The organism is Actinoplanes sp. CA-030573 (genome assembly GCF_050951115.1).
Lineage (GTDB): Bacteria > Actinomycetota > Actinomycetes > Mycobacteriales > Micromonosporaceae > Actinoplanes.
In genome coordinates this window covers 81,288-99,714 of the sequence record NZ_CP192038.1, presented here as the reverse complement: position 1 = coordinate 99,714, position 18,427 = coordinate 81,288, and the positions used below count along the sequence as shown (strand labels likewise).

At 68.1% G+C, this 18,427-nt stretch carries 23 protein-coding genes and 1 tRNA gene; 6 read left to right on the top strand and 18 right to left on the bottom strand.

Going from position 1 to position 18,427, the window contains the following annotated elements; translation table 11 throughout:
- Positions 1–87: 87 nt before the first annotated feature.
- A complete protein-coding gene (locus ACQP2F_RS00515) occupies positions 88–573 on the top strand; it encodes a YcxB family protein (RefSeq protein ID WP_433299697.1) in 486 nt (161 codons plus the stop codon).
- Between the two features lie 10 nt (positions 574–583).
- On the opposite strand, the gene ACQP2F_RS00510 is transcribed toward ACQP2F_RS00515, so the two are convergent.
- The gene (locus ACQP2F_RS00510; RefSeq protein WP_433299696.1) at positions 584–1,237 is read right to left on the bottom strand and encodes a class I SAM-dependent DNA methyltransferase; all 654 of its coding nucleotides are present in this window, start codon (positions 1,235–1,237) and stop codon (positions 584–586) included.
- 67 nt (positions 1,238–1,304) lie between these two features.
- Entirely contained in the window at positions 1,305–1,883 is a 579-nt protein-coding gene (gene dcd, locus ACQP2F_RS00505; protein ID WP_433299694.1) for a dCTP deaminase, read from the bottom strand.
- A gap of 75 nt (positions 1,884–1,958) precedes the next feature.
- On the opposite strand from dcd, the gene ACQP2F_RS00500 reads away from it, so the two are divergent.
- Both ACQP2F_RS00500 and ACQP2F_RS00495 read left to right on the top strand, forming a co-directional pair.
- On the top strand, positions 1,959–2,459 hold the full coding sequence (locus ACQP2F_RS00500) for a pyridoxamine 5'-phosphate oxidase family protein (protein WP_433299692.1): 501 nt from the start codon (positions 1,959–1,961) through the stop codon (positions 2,457–2,459).
- 51 nt (positions 2,460–2,510) lie between these two features.
- Positions 2,511–2,584 (top strand) — tRNA-Gly (locus ACQP2F_RS00495).
- A 90-nt stretch (positions 2,585–2,674) separates the two neighbouring features.
- On the opposite strand, the gene ACQP2F_RS00490 is transcribed toward ACQP2F_RS00495, so the two are convergent.
- The 13 genes from ACQP2F_RS00490 to ACQP2F_RS00430 form a co-directional block, all read right to left on the bottom strand.
- Positions 2,675–3,862: a tyrosine-type recombinase/integrase gene (locus ACQP2F_RS00490; RefSeq protein ID WP_433299690.1), complete on the bottom strand. Its 1,188-nt coding sequence runs from the start codon at positions 3,860–3,862 to the stop codon at positions 2,675–2,677.
- A 2-nt stretch (positions 3,863–3,864) separates the two neighbouring features.
- Positions 3,865–4,122, bottom strand: a complete 258-nt coding sequence (locus ACQP2F_RS00485) for a helix-turn-helix domain-containing protein (protein WP_433299688.1) — start codon at positions 4,120–4,122, stop codon at positions 3,865–3,867.
- A 244-nt stretch (positions 4,123–4,366) separates the two neighbouring features.
- A complete protein-coding gene (locus tag ACQP2F_RS00480) occupies positions 4,367–5,476 on the bottom strand; it encodes an AAA family ATPase (RefSeq protein WP_433299686.1) in 1,110 nt (369 codons plus the stop codon).
- The gene (locus tag ACQP2F_RS00475) at positions 5,476–6,600 is read right to left on the bottom strand and encodes a bifunctional DNA primase/polymerase (RefSeq protein WP_433307938.1); all 1,125 of its coding nucleotides are present in this window, start codon (positions 6,598–6,600) and stop codon (positions 5,476–5,478) included. Before ACQP2F_RS00475 ends, ACQP2F_RS00480 begins: the two co-directional genes overlap by 1 nt.
- Positions 6,597–6,959, bottom strand: a complete 363-nt coding sequence (locus ACQP2F_RS00470) for an RRQRL motif-containing zinc-binding protein (RefSeq protein ID WP_433299684.1) — start codon at positions 6,957–6,959, stop codon at positions 6,597–6,599. Before ACQP2F_RS00470 ends, ACQP2F_RS00475 begins: the two co-directional genes overlap by 4 nt.
- Complete coding sequence (locus ACQP2F_RS00465) at positions 6,959–7,342, bottom strand: hypothetical protein (protein ID WP_433299682.1); 384 nt, start codon at positions 7,340–7,342, stop codon at positions 6,959–6,961. The genes ACQP2F_RS00470 and ACQP2F_RS00465 overlap by 1 nt, the downstream gene beginning before the upstream one ends.
- A gap of 8 nt (positions 7,343–7,350) precedes the next feature.
- Complete coding sequence (locus ACQP2F_RS00460; RefSeq protein ID WP_433299680.1) at positions 7,351–7,599, bottom strand: hypothetical protein; 249 nt, start codon at positions 7,597–7,599, stop codon at positions 7,351–7,353.
- Between the two features lie 143 nt (positions 7,600–7,742).
- Positions 7,743–9,959 carry a cell division protein FtsK gene (locus tag ACQP2F_RS00455; RefSeq protein WP_433299678.1) on the bottom strand — a complete coding sequence of 739 codons (2,217 nt, stop codon included), beginning with the start codon at positions 9,957–9,959 and terminating at the stop codon, positions 7,743–7,745.
- Complete coding sequence (locus tag ACQP2F_RS00450) at positions 9,956–10,108, bottom strand: hypothetical protein (protein WP_433299676.1); 153 nt, start codon at positions 10,106–10,108, stop codon at positions 9,956–9,958. Before ACQP2F_RS00450 ends, ACQP2F_RS00455 begins: the two co-directional genes overlap by 4 nt.
- A 383-nt stretch (positions 10,109–10,491) precedes the next feature.
- A complete protein-coding gene (locus tag ACQP2F_RS00445; protein WP_433299674.1) occupies positions 10,492–10,677 on the bottom strand; it encodes a hypothetical protein in 186 nt (61 codons plus the stop codon).
- On the bottom strand, positions 10,677–11,147 hold the full coding sequence (locus tag ACQP2F_RS00440) for a hypothetical protein (protein ID WP_433299672.1): 471 nt from the start codon (positions 11,145–11,147) through the stop codon (positions 10,677–10,679). The genes ACQP2F_RS00445 and ACQP2F_RS00440 overlap by 1 nt, the downstream gene beginning before the upstream one ends.
- A 13-nt stretch (positions 11,148–11,160) precedes the next feature.
- A complete protein-coding gene (locus ACQP2F_RS00435; RefSeq protein WP_433299670.1) occupies positions 11,161–11,907 on the bottom strand; it encodes a DUF2637 domain-containing protein in 747 nt (248 codons plus the stop codon).
- Positions 11,907–12,152, bottom strand: a complete 246-nt coding sequence (locus ACQP2F_RS00430; RefSeq protein ID WP_433299668.1) for a DUF6284 family protein — start codon at positions 12,150–12,152, stop codon at positions 11,907–11,909. Before ACQP2F_RS00430 ends, ACQP2F_RS00435 begins: the two co-directional genes overlap by 1 nt.
- 141 nt (positions 12,153–12,293) lie before the next feature.
- Between ACQP2F_RS00430 and ACQP2F_RS00425 the strand changes: the two genes are divergently transcribed.
- Both ACQP2F_RS00425 and ACQP2F_RS00420 read left to right on the top strand, forming a co-directional pair.
- Entirely contained in the window at positions 12,294–13,058 is a 765-nt protein-coding gene (locus ACQP2F_RS00425) for a GntR family transcriptional regulator (RefSeq protein WP_433299666.1), read from the top strand.
- Positions 13,059–13,198: 140 nt separating this feature from the next.
- On the top strand, positions 13,199–13,999 hold the full coding sequence (locus ACQP2F_RS00420; RefSeq protein WP_433307935.1) for a GNAT family N-acetyltransferase: 801 nt from the start codon (positions 13,199–13,201) through the stop codon (positions 13,997–13,999).
- 128 nt (positions 14,000–14,127) lie between these two features.
- Here the strand turns inward: ACQP2F_RS00420 and ACQP2F_RS00415 are convergent, their stop codons facing one another.
- Positions 14,128–15,252: a YaaC family protein gene (locus tag ACQP2F_RS00415; protein ID WP_433299664.1), complete on the bottom strand. Its 1,125-nt coding sequence runs from the start codon at positions 15,250–15,252 to the stop codon at positions 14,128–14,130.
- A gap of 346 nt (positions 15,253–15,598) precedes the next feature.
- Between ACQP2F_RS00415 and ACQP2F_RS00410 the strand changes: the two genes are divergently transcribed.
- Positions 15,599–15,862 (top strand): hypothetical protein, encoded by a 264-nt coding sequence (locus ACQP2F_RS00410; protein ID WP_433299662.1) that lies wholly within the window; start codon positions 15,599–15,601, stop codon positions 15,860–15,862.
- Positions 15,863–16,083: 221 nt separating this feature from the next.
- Here ACQP2F_RS00410 and ACQP2F_RS00405 read toward each other — a convergent pair whose 3' ends face one another.
- Together ACQP2F_RS00405 and ACQP2F_RS00400 are read right to left on the bottom strand one after the other, a co-directional pair.
- The gene (locus tag ACQP2F_RS00405) at positions 16,084–16,302 is read right to left on the bottom strand and encodes a hypothetical protein (protein WP_433299660.1); all 219 of its coding nucleotides are present in this window, start codon (positions 16,300–16,302) and stop codon (positions 16,084–16,086) included.
- 509 nt (positions 16,303–16,811) lie between these two features.
- Entirely contained in the window at positions 16,812–17,873 is a 1,062-nt protein-coding gene (locus tag ACQP2F_RS00400; RefSeq protein ID WP_433299658.1) for an MrcB family domain-containing protein, read from the bottom strand.
- Between the last annotated feature and the right edge of the window lie 554 nt (positions 17,874–18,427).

Below are 18,427 nucleotides of genomic sequence, written 5' to 3'. Positions count from 1 at the left end.
CGGGGCGGCAGGACGGCCATCACGCCTTCTCCGACTCCGCCGACCGGCCCATACCCGGGCAAGGCTGGGAAAAGTTACATTTCGGTTGTGCTCCTTCAGTTCACCGCCCCGGTTGATGGCCGACTGGTCGCTTCGGCCGTTCGCCGCGGACTGCGCCCCCTGCTGCTGACCGCGCGCGGACTCGGCTGGGCCGCCATCGCGCTCGCCCTGCTGCTGGAGACCGTCACCAACGGCGGCCCCTACCTAACGCTGCTACTCACCGGCGCGCTGATCGCCGTGGGCATCCCGATGTTCCTGGTGAACACCGGCACCCGCGAGGCACTCGGCGACCGCGGCCCCGGCCTGGCGACCTACGAGATCACCGACGGCGGCGTGGCCAGCTCCGGCGCCGTAACCCGCCACGCCTACGCCTGGAACGCCTTCCGCTCGGTCGAGGAAGCCCCCGGACAGCTGATCTTCAGCCGCGGCCGCACCCGCTTCTTCCCCGTGCCGACCGCCGCCCTGAGCCGCGCCGAGATCGATCAGGTCCTGGGCGCGGCCGCCGGCCACGGACTGCGCATCCGCCGCGCCTGAGCTCCGGCCGTCATCCTCGTTTCACCCCGAGGACGTACGCCTGCGCCTGTTTCTCGAACTCCTCGGGCGCCCGCACCAGCCGCATCCGCTCGGCGAACCCTGCCTCGTCGAGCAGGTCGATCACGAGCTCGGCCGGATGCTCGTACACGTCCAGATCGATGTCATGGCCGTAACCGCTGGTGAGCGTCCTCTTCCGGTCGCCGGCCTTGAACGCGAGCAGCACATGCCCACCCGGCCGCACCACCCGGCAGAACTCGGCGAACACCGCCGGCAGCAGCGACCGCGGCGTGTGCACCAGCGAATACCACGAGACGAGCCCGCCGAGCTCGCCGTCGGCCAGATCGAGCTCGAGCATCGAGCCCACGCTGAACCGCAACCCGGGGAACTCCCGCCGGGCGACCTCGACCATGGCCGGCGACAGGTCGACACCGCTGACCTGCACCCCGAGCCGGGCGAGCGGGCCGGTGATGCGCCCCGGCCCGCACCCGACGTCGACCACTGGCCCGCGCACCACCTCGGCGAAGGCGCTCAGCACCGCCCGATCCCAGGTCGCCTCGGCATGGAGGTCCCGGAGCAGGTCGGCGTAATCGGCCGCCACCTCGTCGTACGCAATGCGGGTTTTGTCGAGATAAGTTGCCGCTTCTGGATCAATGGTCCCCGTCATGCGGCACAGCCTTCCAGGGGCCGTTACGAGGGCGCCACCCGCTTCTTTCGGGCTGTGGATAACTCCGTCAGGTGGTCGGCCAGGTGCGGAAGTTCTGCGCCGAACGGCTCGGCGTCGGGCCGCGTTGTCCCTGGTAGCGGGACCCGTAGACGGCCGATCCGTACGGGTGCTCGGCCGGCGACGACAGCCGGAAGATGCACAGCTGCCCGATCTTCATGCCCGGCCAAAGCTTGATCGGCAGGTTGGCCACGTTGGACAGCTCCAGCGTCACGTGCCCCGAGAAGCCCGGGTCGATGAAGCCGGCCGTCGAGTGCGTCAGCAGCCCCAGCCGGCCGAGGCTGCTCTTACCCTCGAGCCGCCCCGCGAGCTGGTCGCCCAGCGTGATCACCTCGAGCGTCGAGGCCAGCACGAACTCGCCCGGGTGCAGCACGAACGGCTCGCCCTCGGCCACCTCGACCAGCGCGGTCAGATCGTCCTGCTGCTCGGCCGGGTCGATGTGCGTGTACAGATGGTTGTTGAAGACCCGGAAGAACCGGTCCAGCCGCACGTCGATGCTGGACGGTTGCATGAGCGCCGGCTCGAACGGCTCCAGGGCCAGATCGCCCGACTTGATCTCGCTGACGAGGTCGCGGTCCGAGAGCAGCATCGCAACACCATACCTAGCTGCACTTTTCGCGTGGCGAACTGGTCGTCTCGAACATTTGTTCGATAGAATGACGGCATGGCTTCCTGGTCCGATTTCGCCGCCGCCGACCCCACGCTGGCAGCAGCCGTCCGCGCCCTCCTCGAGCAGTACGGTCCCGGCCTGGCCTACCTGGCCACGGTCCGCCCCGACGGCGGCCCCCGGGTCCACCCGGTCTCACCGGTCATCACCGACGAGGGCCTCTACTGCTTCCTGGTGGCGTCACCCAAACGGCGAGACCTGGCCCGCGACGGCCGCTACGCGCTGCATTCCTACCCCCCGGAGGAGAGCGACGACGAGGCCTACCTGACCGGCCGAGCCACCCGAGTCCACGACCCGCTCGTGATCGCCACCCTCTCCGAGGCGCTCCGAGCCTCCCCCGACGTCGACTGGCACCTCTACGAGCTGGGCATCGACCGCGCGACCCTCCGCCGCCACGGCCCGAGCGGCGCCATCCCCCTGGCCGCGTCCCCTACCGTCACTCCGATGTCCCGCACCTGGCGGGCCGAGTTATCGCGCCCGCTCGCGATCGCGAGTTGAGCCGCCCGGTCCCGCCAAGACAGCCCGCAATCAGGTACAGTGATGCCCGCTGCGGGTGTAGTTCAATGGCAGAACATCAGCTTCCCAAGCTGACAGTGCGGGTTCGATTCCCGTCACCCGCTCCACACACGGAAGCCCTGGTCAGGACAAGCGTCCCGCCAGGGCTTCCATGGTTTCAAGATCCTAGAATTGGGCCTCGTGCCATTGGCGTGCCATTAGCCCGCCTCGGCGGCCGGTCCGTCGCCGTTGTGGGACCGCTTCGGCTTGCGCTTGCTCGGCTTGCGCCGGGCTGCCTGGACCGCCTTGTCCATCGCCTCGGCGATCCCGAGATCGGCCTCCCGGTTGGCGTGCTGGTAGATCAGCGCGGCCCGCGGGCTGTCGTGGCCCATCCGGGCCATGATGTCCCGCAGGCTCGCGCCCGGCGCGCGGGACGCCAGGTCGTTGCCGGTGTGCCGCAGGTCGTGGAAGTGCAGCCCGGCCGCGCCGACCGCGGCCACCGCCTCGGACCACTTGACCAGCTTGTTGAAGTTGCCGCGCCACAGGGTACGCCCGGTCTCACTGGTGAACACGAACGCCGTCGGTGCCGTCCCGACGTAGTTGCCCATGTGCTCTCGCAGCAGCGGCAGGGCAGCCCTCGGCAGCGCGATCGTCCTGACGCCGGCCCGCGACTTCGGCGGCCCGAGGATCAGGCCGGTGCCGCGATGCTCGACGAACGCCTGCCGCACCTGGACGGTCCCGGCGGAGGTGTCGATGTCGCTGCGCTGCAAGGCGACGGCCTCGCCCCACCGCAGCGATCCGAACGTCACCACCAGGACCAACGCCCGGAACCGGGCGGGCATTTGCTCGGCCAGCGCGAAGACCTGCGGGACGGACAGCACCGGCCGCTCCGCGGGCTTCTCTTGGTCGGCACCCTTGATCCGGCACGGGTTGACCCTGATCAACTCGTCTTCCTTGACCGCGGTCATGAGGACCGCCCGCAGCAGCCGGTACGCCTTGGCAGCCATGGTCAGCGACACGCCTTGAGCTAATAGCCGCGTCCGCCACTCGCGGATCATCGGCGTGTCGAGCCGATTGAGCGGCATGCCGCCCAGGTACGGCGTGACGTGCTTGCCCAGCGTCCAACGGTACAGGTGCACGGTCCGCGGCCGCAGGTTCGGCCGTTCGGTGATCCACCGTTCCGCGTAGTCCTGCAAGCGAATCTTCCCGCGATCGGGATCGATCCACTCCCGGCGCGCCATCTGCGCCTCGATCAGGATCAGGTACCGCTCGGCCTCGGCCTTGCGAGCGAAGGTCTGATCCCCGGATCGCGTCGTCCCGTCCGGTGCCGGGTACCGGGCCTGATAGCGGCCGGAGGGCAGCTTGCGCACGCTGCCGAAGCGGCGGTGTCCGTCTCTGTTCGGCATGATCAGGCAACACTCCTCAGTCCGCGCCACACGGTCTCGGCGGTCATCGGCTCGACTCGGTTATCTCGTACGAAGGCGGCCAGGTCGGCGGGGTCGATGCGGACCGACCGGCCGAAGTGGTGGGAGGCGATGTGGCGCTCGGCGATCGCGCGCCGGATGTAGCGCGGGCTCATGCCGATGCGGGCAGCGGCTTGCTCGATGGTCAGCATTTCGGCGGGTAGCTCCAGGTCCGGCGGGGTCTGGATGATCCGCTTAGCCATCGGATGTCCTTTCGGGCGATGCGAGGGATCCCTAGGCGGTGCGACGAGCCGGGTGAGTACGCCGGCAGAGGCCGTTTCCGGCCGCGCGGTCCACGAAGGAGGGTTGGCGGCCCGCGTCGGCAGATAGGCGGAGAGCAGCCCGCTGAGAGCCACGCTGAGCCAAGATCTCGGCCACCCTGGGATGTTCCTACACATTCGGGCGAGAACATCCCGTATTTTCCATGTTTTCGACGATCGCTCATGATCAGCCACCCGCTCCGCTGTCACTCGCGCTGTCACTGCCGTTTCCGCAGGTCAGCTCGGGTTGAGTGACAGCAGTGACGGGAGTGACAGCGGTGACACCCGGCACCCGGTACCGGCCGCCCGGCTCGGCGGCCAACTGGCCATCGGCGAGCATCCGCGAGCAGTTCTGCCGCACGGTGTCGGCCTTGAGCCCGATCCCCTCGGCGATGACCTTCGGCGTGCTGCCGGGCGCCCCACGCAGCCAGCGGAGGATCGACGCGCGGGTGTCGCTGAGCTGGTAGTCGCCGGCCGGGCCATCGAGCATCCGCCACGCGCCCGCGGACGGATCGAAGGTCAGGGGGTACTCGTTCTCGTCGACGTCGCGGCCGGTCACGTGCAGCACGCCATCACCCTGGTTACGAGCCCGTTTGAGAACGAGGGTCGCGTCGGCAGCCCCGGCGAGCCCATTGGTGCCGGAGACCTCGGACAGGAAGTCCTCCGAGCCCGCTTTGCGCACGTGGTGCACCGCGACGACGGCGACGCCGTAGTCATCGGCGACCTTCTTCGCCCGCCCGACCGCGGCGTAGTCGGCATCGTAGGCGGACGCGCCCGGCGCGCTGTTACCGCGCAGCTTGGCGAACACGTCGATGATGACCAGCCGCGCCCGCGGGTGCCGGTCGAGCCACGCGGCGATCGCCTGATCCCCGCCCTGCGGCAGCGGCGGGCACTGCGTAGCCAGGGTGAGCCCGGACGGCGCGGGTCGCTCGCCGAGCACCTTGCGCAGCCGGGTTTGCAGCCGCCGCGCGGTGTCCTCCAACGCGAGATAGAGCACCGGCCCGGCCTCCACGCCGATCGAGCCGAACGCGCGGTCGCCGCGGGCGACGTCCACGCCGAGCCCGAGCGACATCCACGACTTGCCGACCTTCGGCGGACCGCACAGCAGCGTGAAGCCCTCGGCGATCACGCCGGGCACGGCCCACCGCGGCGGAGCGAACTCCATCGCCATGATGTCCGCGGCGGTCCACGCCGTGCGGATGCGGGCGGGCTGCTCGGCCGCGGACAGCACCGCCGCGGCGTCGTCCGGCCCGGCCACCCGCAGCGCGGGCCGCTCAGCCGGGGTCGGGACGGTCATCACGCCACCTGCCGCGGCCGGCGGGCACCCGCGGCCAGCCCCGACCGGATGGTGGTCTCGATTTCCCGCGGGCCCAGGCCGAGCCGGGCCGCCGTGTCGGCGAGCACGGCAGTGACGGTGTCCTCGGCGACCGCGTGTCCGGCGACGAGTTGGCCGAGGGTTTGCGCGGCCATGTACAGCGCCCGGTTCCGGCCGCCCTCCCGGGCCTCGCCAAGTTTGTCGAGCGTGCCGGTGATGGCGGCCCGCACGTACGCGCCGTGCCGATCGGCGGGCAGCTCGACGACAACCGGAGGTCCCGCGGGCCGAAGCGGTGCCGGGTGAAGCCGCTCGGCCAGCCAGCCGGGCAGCGGCGCCGGCCGGGCGTCGGGCCGGGCCGCATACGGCGGCACGGCCTGGCGCGGCACGTGGTACTGCTGGCCTTTGACGATGGAGCCGGCGGCGACGACGTAGCCGCCGTGCCCGCGGGTGTCGATCAGCCGGCCGAGCGTGCCCGCGGTGTTGCGCAGCTCGATGCCGTCGGGCTGCCGGAAGTACAGGTGCAGCCCGCCGCGGGCGGTGGCCACCGCGTAGGTGTCGGCCGGGATCGGGTGGCCGAGATCGCGGCACAGGTCGATGAATCCGACCCAGCCGTGGAGGTAACCATCGCAGCCCGTGGCCGCGTTCTGGCCGGTTTTGCGGGCGTCGAAGTCGAGCACGATCAGCCCGGACGGTCCGCAGGCGATGCCGACGTTGAACGGGCCGGCCGCCCAGCATCGACGGATCCGGTCGGGATCGACGGTGGCGCGCTGCTCCCATTTCGCGATGGCGGGCCGCTTGTCGTCCGGGCGCAGCGGGAAGACGTGCCAGCCGCGGGCCGCGGCCGATAGCGCCGCGGTGAGCAATTGGTTGCTGTGCATGGGGATCCGCTCCCTCGTGTCGTTGGTGGACGGGTGCGTTTGCAGGTGCTTGTCGTGGGCGCATGCTGCGCAGAACCGCTCTCGTTCCCACGCGGCGAGCTGCAGCGGCTGCCCGGAAACGGTGTCCTCGGCCGCGACAGTCGCCGCGCAGATGTGCGGGTACGGGCCGTCGACTGGGACGAACCGGCCGAGGGCTTTGCTCGCGGCGATCCAGTGCCCGCGGGTCATCGGTCGTGGCAGGTCAGGCACTCGCCGAGCGAGCGCGGGATGTAGTAGCCGCGGATCTCCCGGCAGGTCGGGCAGGTGCGCCGGGCGCGCAGGGCGGCCCGGATCGCCCGGCGCTGCGCGGGCGTAGCGGGGCGCTTGGGCCGGGCGAGATCGAGCCGGTACAGGTACGCGGCCCGGGTGCCGCCGACGCCGGCCCACAGGATCTGCGCGGCGATCGGCTGCCGACCGGGGCACAGTCCGGCGGCGCGTAGTTGCCGGCGGGTGGCGTAGCCCGCGGGCGCGCCGCGCCACCAGTAGGTCGGCAGCCCGCCGTGCCGGGTGCCCGCGGGATCCCAGAACGTGGCTCGGATGCGCGACATCAGGCAGTCCCGCCGAAGAATCTGCGGCGGGAGGGGTCGAGCTCGCGCCGCTCAACAGGAAATCCTTCGGTTTGCGGCAGGGCCGGCCGGTCGACGCCGGCACTCAGCACGCCGCGGCGGACCGCGACCGCGGTCAGTAGCTCCCGCATCAGCCGCAGCGTCGCTGCGACCTGCCAGCGCGCACCAATTTCTGTGCTGTGCAAGCGGATCCGGGCGGTCACCTCGACGTAGTCGACGTCGCCGGCGCGGACGCGGGTGACGACCGCTCGGCCGCCGACGGCGTCGGCGATTAGGCCCGGCCCGCGGTGCTCGTCGAGCCCGCACCGATGGTCGCGGGCGCACCACTCGGTGTGCGGCGTGCGCTCGCGGCGAAGGTGCGCCATGGTGCGGATCATCGGTTGCCGGCCTTGTGCTCGGCGCGCAGGTACTCGTAGATCCGGCGGCCGATCCGGACGCGGCGGCCGGTGCCGTTGCAGCGTGGGCACTCGCGGAACGTCTTGCTGAAGATCCGCGAGTAGATGCGCCCGGAGCGGCAGCGGTAGCGCTTACAGACGCCCCACGGGTTGTAGGCACAGTTGAGGATGTAGAACGCTGTGTAACCGAGGATTCCAAGAACGACTAGGAGGGCGAGGGTCGTCACGGCAGTGCCTCCAGGGCCGGTTTGAGGGTGCACGGGGTCGGCGCTCCTAGGTACTAGGGCGCTGATCAGGGATCGGATGAGGTTCTAGGAGGGGTCCTAGGTCTAGGAGGGTTGAGGTCCTAGACCTAGGACCGCCTCGCGGGTCACTTGGTCTTGCCGCGCCCGCCGTTGCTGTCACGCTTCGTGATGGCTGCGGTGACGTCGGCGAGGGCGTAGCCCTGCCGGTTGCCGGTCTCGCCGGTGTCGGGATCGCTGCCCCATACCTGTCCCGGTGTGACATCGTGCGGGGCGAGCGCCGTGCGGAGCTGGTCGGTGTTCAGCTCGGCGTAGACCTCCGGGCGTAGCCCGGCCAGGAGCTTGACCAGCACGCTGGCCCACGCCTTCTTCTTGCCGGCCATCACCGCGGCGACGTCCTCGAGCACGGTGTCTCGCCGGACCTCGGCGACGTCGAGGACGACGCCGGCGGCGTGGCCGGTGATGGTGCCGGCCTTCTCCCGCAGCACCCGGGCTCGGCGCACGATGGCCTCGGCGGTGGGGCCGTCCACGTAGAACGTCCGGACGATGACGGGGTCGTCGCCTTCACCGGCGAGGTAGCCGATGCCGCGGTCGCGGCGGCCGAACATCGTGGCGCGGGTGCCGTTCTTGTAGGACGACGTGCCGAGGACCATGTCGTTCTCGATCTGGCCCATGACCTTCAGGCAGAACCGCAGCACCGCGTTCGCGGAGACGCCGGTCGGCAGGGACTTGCTGTCGACGCGCTGGGTGGCCAGCTCCAGCATGATCCCGGTGGCCGGCCCGCGCTTGACCAGGTCGGTGCAGATCTCCTCGAACTCGTCGCCGTACTTCGGGTGCTCGAACAGCACCTGGCACTCATCGACCGCGACCGCGATCGGGTACAGGCCGAGCTTCTTGGTGTTGGCCAGGTCGTCGGTGACCTTGTTCTCCGGGCACAGGTCCCGCGGCAGGCCGCGGATCACCTTCGTGCGGCGGCGCATCTCGGTGCGCACCTCGCGCAGCGAGGTCAGGATGTAGGCGATGTCCTCATCGTCATCGCCGGCCCGGTAGCGGTGCGCGACCGGCTCCAGCGCGGACAGGTCACCGGTGCCCTTCAGGTCGAACGCCAGCAGTTGCGCCCGCGGGTCAAGGGCAGCGATCAGCAGCGTCAACCGCAGCGCGAACGTCTTACCCATCCGCGGGATGGCACCGATAATCATTGACGCGTACATGAGCGTCAATGTGACCAGCGCGCCGCGGGGGTCGGTGCCGAACGGTGCCGGCTTGAACAGGTTCACCGTTCCGGACTTGAGCAGCGGGAACGCGGTCTGCTTCGCCCTCGACATGTCGTGGTCGGCGACGAACAGGACCAACCGGCCCGGGTGCACCTCGGCGTTGACTTCCGGCCACACGCACCCGAGCGGGCGGGTCAGCGCGGCGGCCAGTTCCTCGCGCTTGTCGACCACGGTGGAGGCGACCACGCCGCGGGGCAGCTCGACCGCGCAGCGCCAGCCGACGCCGTTCTCCCGGGAGATCGGCTCGGGGAACCACGACCGGCCGGTGTCGCCGCGCCGGACCGCGGCGTCGATGCCCGGGATCCGCAGCGCACACAGGGCGTTGAACACCTCGATCGAGGTCAGCGGCGCCACGTCGCGGCGGACAACAGCGGTATCGAGCAGCGGCTTGTCCGCGGGCGTGCCGAGCCAGCCGAGCAGCAACCCCAGGGCGGCGAGAACCGCGTAGCGGGCGACCGGGGAGGCGAAGAGTGCCAGCCACACCGCGGCCGCGGTCAGCGCGGTGACGGTGCCGACGGCGGTGATGCCCCGCCAGCGGACACGGCGGTCACGTTGCCGGGCGAGCTTGATGTAGGTCTCGGCATCCTCGGTCCGCACGGTGGCCTGCCGCACGGCCTCGCCTTCCAGGTCGAACAGCCAGCGGAAGTAGCCGCCGACCGCCCGGGTCAGGCCGGCCGGGATCCGCCACGCGATCCGCAGCGCGTACTTCGGCAGCCGGAACCCGTGATACGCCAGGGCGTGCGCGCCGAACCCGGCCGCCCACGCCAGGTTCCCGCCGAACTCGGCCGTTGACTTCATCCACGACGGCACGATCGGGACCCGGGTGGCGTCGCGGAACGCAGCGAGGGAGAACCGGCCCGGCCGGTGCTGCGCGGCGATCGAGTCCACCAGCACCGGGCCGTCCTCGCCGTCGAGCTCGTCGGCGGCCAGGTCGGCGGGCGTGTAGTTGGCGCGCCGCTCGCGGGCGGCGTCCAAGTCGACCACCTCGGCGTGGGTCGCCTCGGCGGCGACGTCGGCTTCGGCGGCGGTCCAGTCGAAGTTGTCCGGCTCGTGGTTGGGGTTGGTGCTCACGAACGGTCCTCCGATCGAGCGAGAGTGGCACCGGCCGCGGCGGCCAGGCCGACGGCGGTCAGCGTGCGAAGAGGTGAGGGATCGGCGAGAGCGGCGGCCAGGAAGAATGCCGCGCCCGCGGTGAAGCACCATCCGGTAAGGCGACCCATCAGTACTTCCTCCTGGTCATCGGCAGTTGCAGAACTTGACGCAGTCGCCGCAGTCGGGGCACACCGGCAGCGGGCAACCCGAGGCAGTGCAGGACAGGACGGTCAGGGCGTAGAACCAGGCGGTCATCAGCGGCGCACCTGGACGGTGCCAATGCCGCCGCACCCGCTGCACTGATGGGGGATCTTGCGGTTGCCGCCGCAGGCGTCGCAGGTGCAGGTCACCATCCGAGCGCCGCGACAGCGGGTGCACTTGTCCCGGCTGACGTGGAGGGTGCCGGTGCCCGCGCAAGTGCCGCAGGCGAGCCGGAGTTGACCCGCGCCCTTGCAGCGGGAGCAGGGGCGGTATTGCACGCGAGTGCCGTTGCACCCCACGCAGGTGGTCCTCATCGGCTTTTCCCTCCGAACAGGCCACGGACCAAGGCCCCAGCGGCCTCGCCAGCGCGGCGGGCGATCACGTTCTCGGTGTAGGTGCCGGCGTCGTACTCCGACCGGCCGCGCAGGTGCCGCGGGACCTCGACGACCTTCGGGCCGCCCTTGCCGGCGGTGTAGGTGAACTCGCGCTTGGCCATCACGACCGCCCGCGGTAGGCGGTGCGGGTGACGCCGATGGAGCGGGTGTCGCGGCCGGCGGCGTGCGCGGCGCGCTGCTGGCGTGAGTCGGCGGCCATGGCGGCGTCGCGGCGGGCGGCGCGCTCGGACTTGCCGATTTCGTTCTTGACCGCGTCGGCGACAGGGTTCGGGTTGCTTGCCATGATGGGGGTCTCTCCTTGTGGGTCTTGCGGGACCGATGGGGTGGAGACCGGCGGCACGGCGCTGCTTTGGTCGGTAGGAGCCGTGCCGTCGGGCGTAACTGTGAAGGGGTGTTCCGGCACGTCGTTGCCGGTGGCGAGGGCGTCGAGGGCGTCGGACAGGTGCTCGGCGATGTACTGCCGGTCGTGGTGGTCGTTCAGCGCGGCCTCGGCCCACTCGTGCAGCTCGGCCAGCTCGACGCGCAGGTTGTGCAGCTCGGCGAACGCTTCGAAGATCTCGGGCTCAGTCATGACCGGTCAGTCCTCACGCGGCCACGAGAACGGGTGTTTCCGCAGGAACCGGGGCAGACGCTGACGCGTCGGCGGTGCGAGCCGCGGGCAGGTGACGTCGGGCCGTCGAGACGGACACGCCGGCCTTCTTGGCGATCTGGGCGACGCTCGCGCCGGGCAGCTTCGCCGCGGCCTTGGCCACCTTGTCGGCCGACGCCGGCCGCGGCGTGACGCGCTTCGGCCGCGGCGTCACGGCTACCGGCTCGGCGACCGGCTCAGCGGCCGGCTCGATTTGCGCAGCCGTAGCGCTCGCCGGCGGGGTCGACGCGTCGAGCTCAACTGGACGCGACACGTCCGTCCGGGCCTCGATCGACGGCTCGGCGGCGGCGCGGAGCCGGCCGCCGATCTCCACGAGGCTGATCGAGGCGACCACGATCAGGCCGTCGACGCTGAACGGGAGTAGGTAGGGGCTCGCGCCGGTCTCGCCGTAGCGGGCGGCGACGCCGGCCATGTGCCAGTAGGACACCCACGCGGCGATGCCCGCGATGACCGCGGTAGCGCCGAGCCGGGCGACGGTCATCCAGCCGCGGCGGGTCGGGATACGGGAGATCAGTTCAACGGTCAGCAACAGCGCCAGCGGCGACCAAGCCGAGATCGCCTTACTGACCGGGTTGTCCGCAGCGTGCAGCACGTTGCCGGCCAGCGAGGCAGAGATGCCGAGGGCGAACACACCTCGGGTGCCCCAGCCGATGCGGCGCAGACGGGTGATGTCCTGGGTCATCACGCCACCTGCCGGCGGGCGACGGGACGCGCGGCCAGCTCGGCGGCCACGCGGACGACGCGGCCCTCGGCCCGACGCAGACGCCGCCAGTCCAGCGGCGACGGACCGCCATGCTCGGCGGCGTAGATGTTGGCGATTTCCGCGTCCAATACCGACAGCTCCGCCTCGATCAGCGGCCACTCGGCCTCAATTGCCGAGAGATCGCCATCAGTCGGTTCAGTCGAACGAGCTACCTTCCGATGCACAACGTCCTCCAGTTGACCATGTTGACCAGATTGACTAGACAATCCGTTCGTTGGCCGAGCGTGGCATGGTGAAGTGGCTCACGTCAAGGGGTCTGACCACATTGACTAGACATTCCCTGGTCAGACGCGTAGAACTAAGGCGTGGACACGTTCCGAGGCGTCACCCTGCCCGCGTACCAGCGCATCGCGGCCAACCTGCGCGACCGGATCACCTCAGGTGCTCTGGCACCCGGCCAGCAGCTACCAACAGAGCAAGAGCTAGCCGAGGAATTCGGAGTCGCGCGGCAGACAGTGAGGAACGGGGTAGGCCTGCTGGTTGCTGAAGGCTTGGTTGTATCGCGGCGACCACACGGTCACTTTGTGAGGCAACTTGAGCACATGATCTACCGGCCGCAGGCCGAATCGAGGCCGCAGCCTGTCACTCCTGAAATGGATCGTTACTGCCAACAGATAACTTCAGAAGGCCGGGAGCCGTCGCAGACCATCGAGGTTTCGCTAATAAAAGCACCCGCGGATATTGCAAAACGGCTAGAGGTTAGTGAGGGCGAGCTAGTTGTTGCGCGGCGGCGTGTGCGCTTCATTAATGGTGAGCCTGTAAATACCAATGATTCGCATTTCCCGCTGGATGTGGTGCGAGATTCCGAGATCATGTCACCAGCCGATATACCGCGAGGGACGAATCAAGCACTAGCGGATTTAGGATTCGCTCAGGCTAGAGCAATCGATGAATTCTTCGTGCGCATGCCGACGCCAGAGGAAGCGCAGAGGCTCCAACTGGGCGCCGGGACACCCGTGGCCCTGCACATCGTGACCGGATACACGCAAGATGGCCGGCCCGTGCGGTGCACGGCCAATATCCTGCCTGGCGACCGTCACGTCATCGTCTACGAGCGGGCTTGGGAGTGAGTAAACCAAGCGCCCTGATCATCCGTCAGGCGAACGCTGACCAATTCGACACGGTATTTGAGCTGCTCGGCGACGGAGTGAGTTGGTTACGCAGCAAAGGGCTGGATCAATGGTCCACCTGGCGGAACTGGCGGAGCAAGATGCGGCCGTCGCTAGAGCGGGGTGATGTGTGGTTACTGTACGATGACGCATCGCTAGTCGGCACCGTCACGGTCGAGACCGAGGGCGATGCGGATTTCTGGTCCGCGAACGAACTCGCCCAACGCGCGGGTTACGTTTCGAAGCTGGCCGTGCGCCGGGCTCGTGCCGGAGAAGAGTTAGGCAAGCTATTGCTCGGATGGGCAGGCGATCACGCATACCGTTTCGGGTGCGACTGGCTGCGACTCGACGCGTGGAAGAATAACGAGGCGTTGCACACTTATTACGCCGAGCGAGGATGGACCTTCCTGCGCACTGTTGATGTGCCAAATAGACACTCTGGCACACTCTTCCAACAGGCTACTATGCCTCTTGACCGAATATCCCGACAGCTATTAAGCGAGGTGCCCAACATTCCGACCATCGACTCTCTAGTCCGCGTCCCGCCTGAACCTGTCGATCCTGCGGGGAATTGGCGACCGGGCCATACGCATGAATGTCAGCAATTCCAAGTATCGTACGAGTGGCTTAGCGGCCCGAGGCCGCTCCTCATCGTGCCGGGCTACCGCTACGAAATTCGACACGACGGACGGGAGTGGAAGGTTTATAGCGGACAACCGGGAACGGCATGGCGAGAGGTTGGCGAGCTAGGTGAGACGTCAATGACACTCAATCCCAAGCTGCGATACGTGTTCACCCATGATGATGGGGAACCGTGCGCTGTCCGGCTAGCGGCCGTGGATCCGCACGGTCCACTTTCCCCGATTTCGCTGACCTCTCCGCCGTTCCCTGAGGTCAATTGAGTTAAGTACCATTCGGGCCAGCGGCACTCTCACGCCAGCCCCGCGTCGTCCTCTCCCTCGCTCACGATGGGTCGGAACGATAATCCCCGGCCGCGTTGCTGAGGAGGCGGCCGGGGTTCGATAATGCGTCATTGGCGTCCCCGATGGCCCTGGTCGCCAACGATTGCGGCGACCAGCCGTTCAGGAAGTTTCTCCATCGCGATATCCAATGCTCGCTGCAGCGAGTCTGCAATAATTGAAGAATCCGCGTTGATCGCCGCCGTCCACGAACCCGGGTGGTAGCGGACCAGGTTCGACAAGCCGTGCAGGAACGCCCACCACAACATGAGCGGATCAGGCGAAATCCCTCCGCCCAGCCGCGGGAGGGCATGCCCGATCCAGTGTGGGACGCCCCGCTCTGATTTGGCCTTGTCGTCGACCTCGACGAGCGAGAACATCGAGTCCTGGGCGGCCCAAAAGTCCGCCATGGTCATCTCCCGAGGCACGGGCTTCGCCACGGACACATACTTCAGGCCACCGTAGGTATACCGCCGTAGGACGGGGGTGTCGTCGTCCGTCCCTATGATGTGGCCGGCCGGGCCCTCAACCACCACGCCGGCGTCACCGAGAGTCGGGTACCGCTGCAGGATTTCGCGCACGTCCTTGACCGTTTCCCCCGGCATCTCGACGGGGATGTACACGAAACCCTCGGTTGTCGCCCACGCCGACTCGGGGTCCTGTTGCTTACCGTATTCGTCTCTTGCGGTTTCGCGCGCACCGACCCCGTAGGTGATGGGCGGCTGCCATTCGTTCACGGCGTCGGGGATCCACGCGCCGCGAAGATCTGGGTTCGCCATCCAGAGAGCCCCGAGAGCAACCGGGCCGGCGAGCGGCTTGGAACCGATAGCCTCACAGACGGCTTGAAAGCTGCCGTTCCCTCGTGGAGCGACGAGGCTACGCAGAATGTTGGGGTCTTTCTTGGTGAGGTCGTTAGGATGATCCGGGTCTCGCGCTAGCCCGAAGCTCAGCCCGTGACCTTTAAGTTTGTGGATCTGACCAGGCCACCTCGCCTCCAAGATGGCCCGGCCGCACTGCTCGACCGCATAGAACAGCGGCAGCGCGTTCGATGCGTACCCGGCGGCTCGGGCAGCCTCCGCGAGCTCCTCAGCCTGCGCGAGAGCACCCTGGTAGTTGGCGATCCGTGACTCCTCGGATGCCTGTTCGACGGGTTCGGCACGGAGGGCTCGGATCTTGCGCCAGGGGTCTTGGGGCATCCGTAGGTCTTACCTCAGTGGGCGGCCTGCGGATAGTCATTTCAGCCGGCTCAGCGTGGTGCTTTTGGCGGCGCCTTCGGCATAAGCGCCCAGTTCGCGAGCTCCGCTGCGATACGTGTTCACCCATGATGATGATGAGGAGCGGTGCGCTGTTCGGCTAGCAGCCGTGGATCCGCACGGTCCGCTGTCCCCGATTCCCCGAGAGGTCGCGTAGTCCGCTTCTTGTCACCCTGTCACTTGTGTCACTCCTGTCACTGAACCGCCGCTGACCAGCGAAAAGGGCTGTGAAACCCCTTGATCTAGGGTGTCACTGTATCTAGAACATACGTTCGACTAGCCTGATCACATGACGGTGCTTGGCAGGTGGTGGAACGGCGTGTGGGGTCGCCTCGCGCGGCGCGACATTTGGCTCACCGTCAGCTACCGAGTGACCGCCCGCCAGGGGGACACGGAGACTGGCAAGGTGCTGTGTTGGGATTTCGACTCGGAGGAAGACGCACGGGCCATGATCGAGCGGCTGACGCATTCGCCCGGGCCGGGCGAGTGGCGCGAGATGGATCCGGCGCGAGCTGCCGACGCGCCTCGCGTGGACTCCGAACAGGAGGGGTGAGCCGCCGCGGGTCCGGCAACCCACGACGGACTTGCAGGCCTATGCAGGCAGCTAGTCCCTTGTCACGTGTCTCTTGGTCTACTCTTCAACAGATTCGGTGAAGTCGCCGGTAGGTGCGACCCACCCGATGCTCCACCCGAGTAGCTCAGCCCCGCCCCCGCTCGCCGCCAAACGCACGAGGGCGGAACCGGCTACCACTGACGGCCCTGCTTAGCCTTCGGCTAGGCGGGGCCGTTCCCATACAACGCAGCGACAAGGCCGGCAACGGCGGTGATCAGCGAGGCGATCGCAGCGATCGCACTCGGGCTCTGCCACCACTTGTTGCCGTTGTTGTGCTGTTGGTCCCCGGACATCAGGACCATCTCCTCTCCGGCCTTGACCCTCAAGGCCTCCAGCTGGAAGGCCTTGATCTCGTGACGAGAGGACTTGATCTCGCTCACGAGGTCGCAACTCCGAATCGGACGTGGGACACCATACCTAGCTGTACGTTTCACGCGCTCGATTGGTGTCTCGAACGTTTGTTCGATAGATGCTTGGGCTCGGCGATCGATATACCCCGGTGTACGGCCGGATCCTGCGCCAAGACCCGGCAGAACGCCTCGAATGATCCCAAAGGGGACCGGCATCGCAACGGGAGCGCGTGACCGCCGCATCACCGTGCGCAGGCACGATGATTGATCTTCACCCGTTAGGGATGTCGTACGTACGGAGCACGGTGGCTGAATAGACGGTGCCGTCGGCGACACAACACTGCGGCATAACGGCACGCGCCTCGCGGAATGGATCCTTCGCGCCGCGGCTGACGCGCCTCGCGTTGACCGCGGACAGCGACGGCTGAAACATTGGGGGCACAGACACGGTGCGGCAACGGGACGCCAGTCCTCTGTGTTTCAGCAGGTCAAATCCTCGGTGCGCACGGTCTTGATAGCCGGCATGCGGGCCTGGGTGGTCAGCAGAGCCCAGCGGCGTGAGCGGTCGCCGTGCCAGCCCATCCGTCACCTGACCGCCAGACAACGGCGATGCCTGTCTTCTCGAAGAAGCCGAGATGGGCCACGCCCAACGGTTCGTTGAAGAGAGCGAGTCGGGCGACGGTGTCGGTGCGGTCGTACAGGAAGTGCTCGTAGAAGCAGAGCTGGGCGAAGGCTTCGCGTGCAGCGGTTTCGGCATCCCCGGCGCGGATAGCTTTGGCCTCGATGAGCCAGTGACGTCCGTCGCGCTCGGCGGTGAGATCCCGCGGGTGCGGGGAAGCGGTGACGAACCGGCGTCGGCGCAAGAAGGCCTCGTAGTCGTTGATCAGCGTTTCGTGTCGCCGCTGCTTGGTCACCTCCCGGGCTTCGATCAGTTGGCGGTACTCGCTGTCGTCCTTCGGTTTGAAGGCAACCGAGTGCTTCTTCCGCGGCGGGTTGCGGGGTGGCGTCACGATGCCTGGTTCGCCTCGCTGGCTGCCTTCCTCCCGGGCCTCAAGCGCAAGGTCATACAGCTGCACGAACCGCTGCAGATCGGCGACCATCGTCGCTTCTTCCGGCAGGCTGCTGATCGGATAGGCGCGGGACAGGATGTTGGCGTACTCGTAGTCTCGCGGAAGGCTGGCCTTGCTACGTAGGTCGATCGTGGCGTCCAAGTCGTCGATCGTGCCCTTGTCGAAGGCATCGCGAATCTGGGCGGCCTCGCCTTGAAGGGCTACTCGAGCAGCGCGCCGCCCGAGCCGTTCGCCGATTTCAGTTACGCCCTGATTGAGGGTCAGAAAGACTTGGCCCATGTCGGCGGCGAACAGGTACACGACGTACATGCCGCGGCGGGCGGTTGTTGTCTCGACCGGGTTGAAGATCCCGATCCACGGCGATTCGGCGGCGTTGCCGTTGCCGCCGCTCCCCTTGATCTGGTAGTCGCCGGAGACCCACTGCCGTAGCTCTTGCGACGCGCCGCGCAGAAGCCGCTGGGCCTCGCTGGACATCGGAAGGTTCCGGTCATACGTGCGGCCGATCGTTCCTACGAGCTCGCGCAGCTGCAACGTCCCACTCCTCACCTCAGGGGATAGATGGAGCGTAAAGCGGCCGTACGACATTCGGCCGCCGGCCTTCACGCCAGTTTCAAAAGCGTGTTGGTCCGCGGGACAAGGGTGGCGCTCGCGTGCCATTGGCGTGCCATTAGGCCATGCCGACCGAGGCCGCTCTAGGCCACTCCTCGCGCTACCTAGCTCGGCCTGACGTCCCAGGTCACCGCATCTTGTACGGTTCCCAAGCTGACAGTGCGGGTTCGATTCCCGTCACCCGCTCAGAGGCAGGGGTCTGTGTCCGCGGAGTGCTCGGACCGGGCCTCTTCGCATGTCTGCCTGGGGGCCGAGCCCCCAGACCCCCACGGTGTCTGTCGGTTGCGGTGGGTGAAGGGGCGAGCTCAAGGCCAAGCCGTCGAATGCCGCGATGCGTGTCGGTTGCGGTGGGCGAGGGCGGGCTTACTGCAACGGCGCTTGCGGGTACGGCGTGAGCTGTCTCGCCTGGGGAAACGCGGCTCTGGAAGGTCGCCCTCCCCTGCGCAGCTCGCGAGAGCGTCATGTCGGGGCTGTGG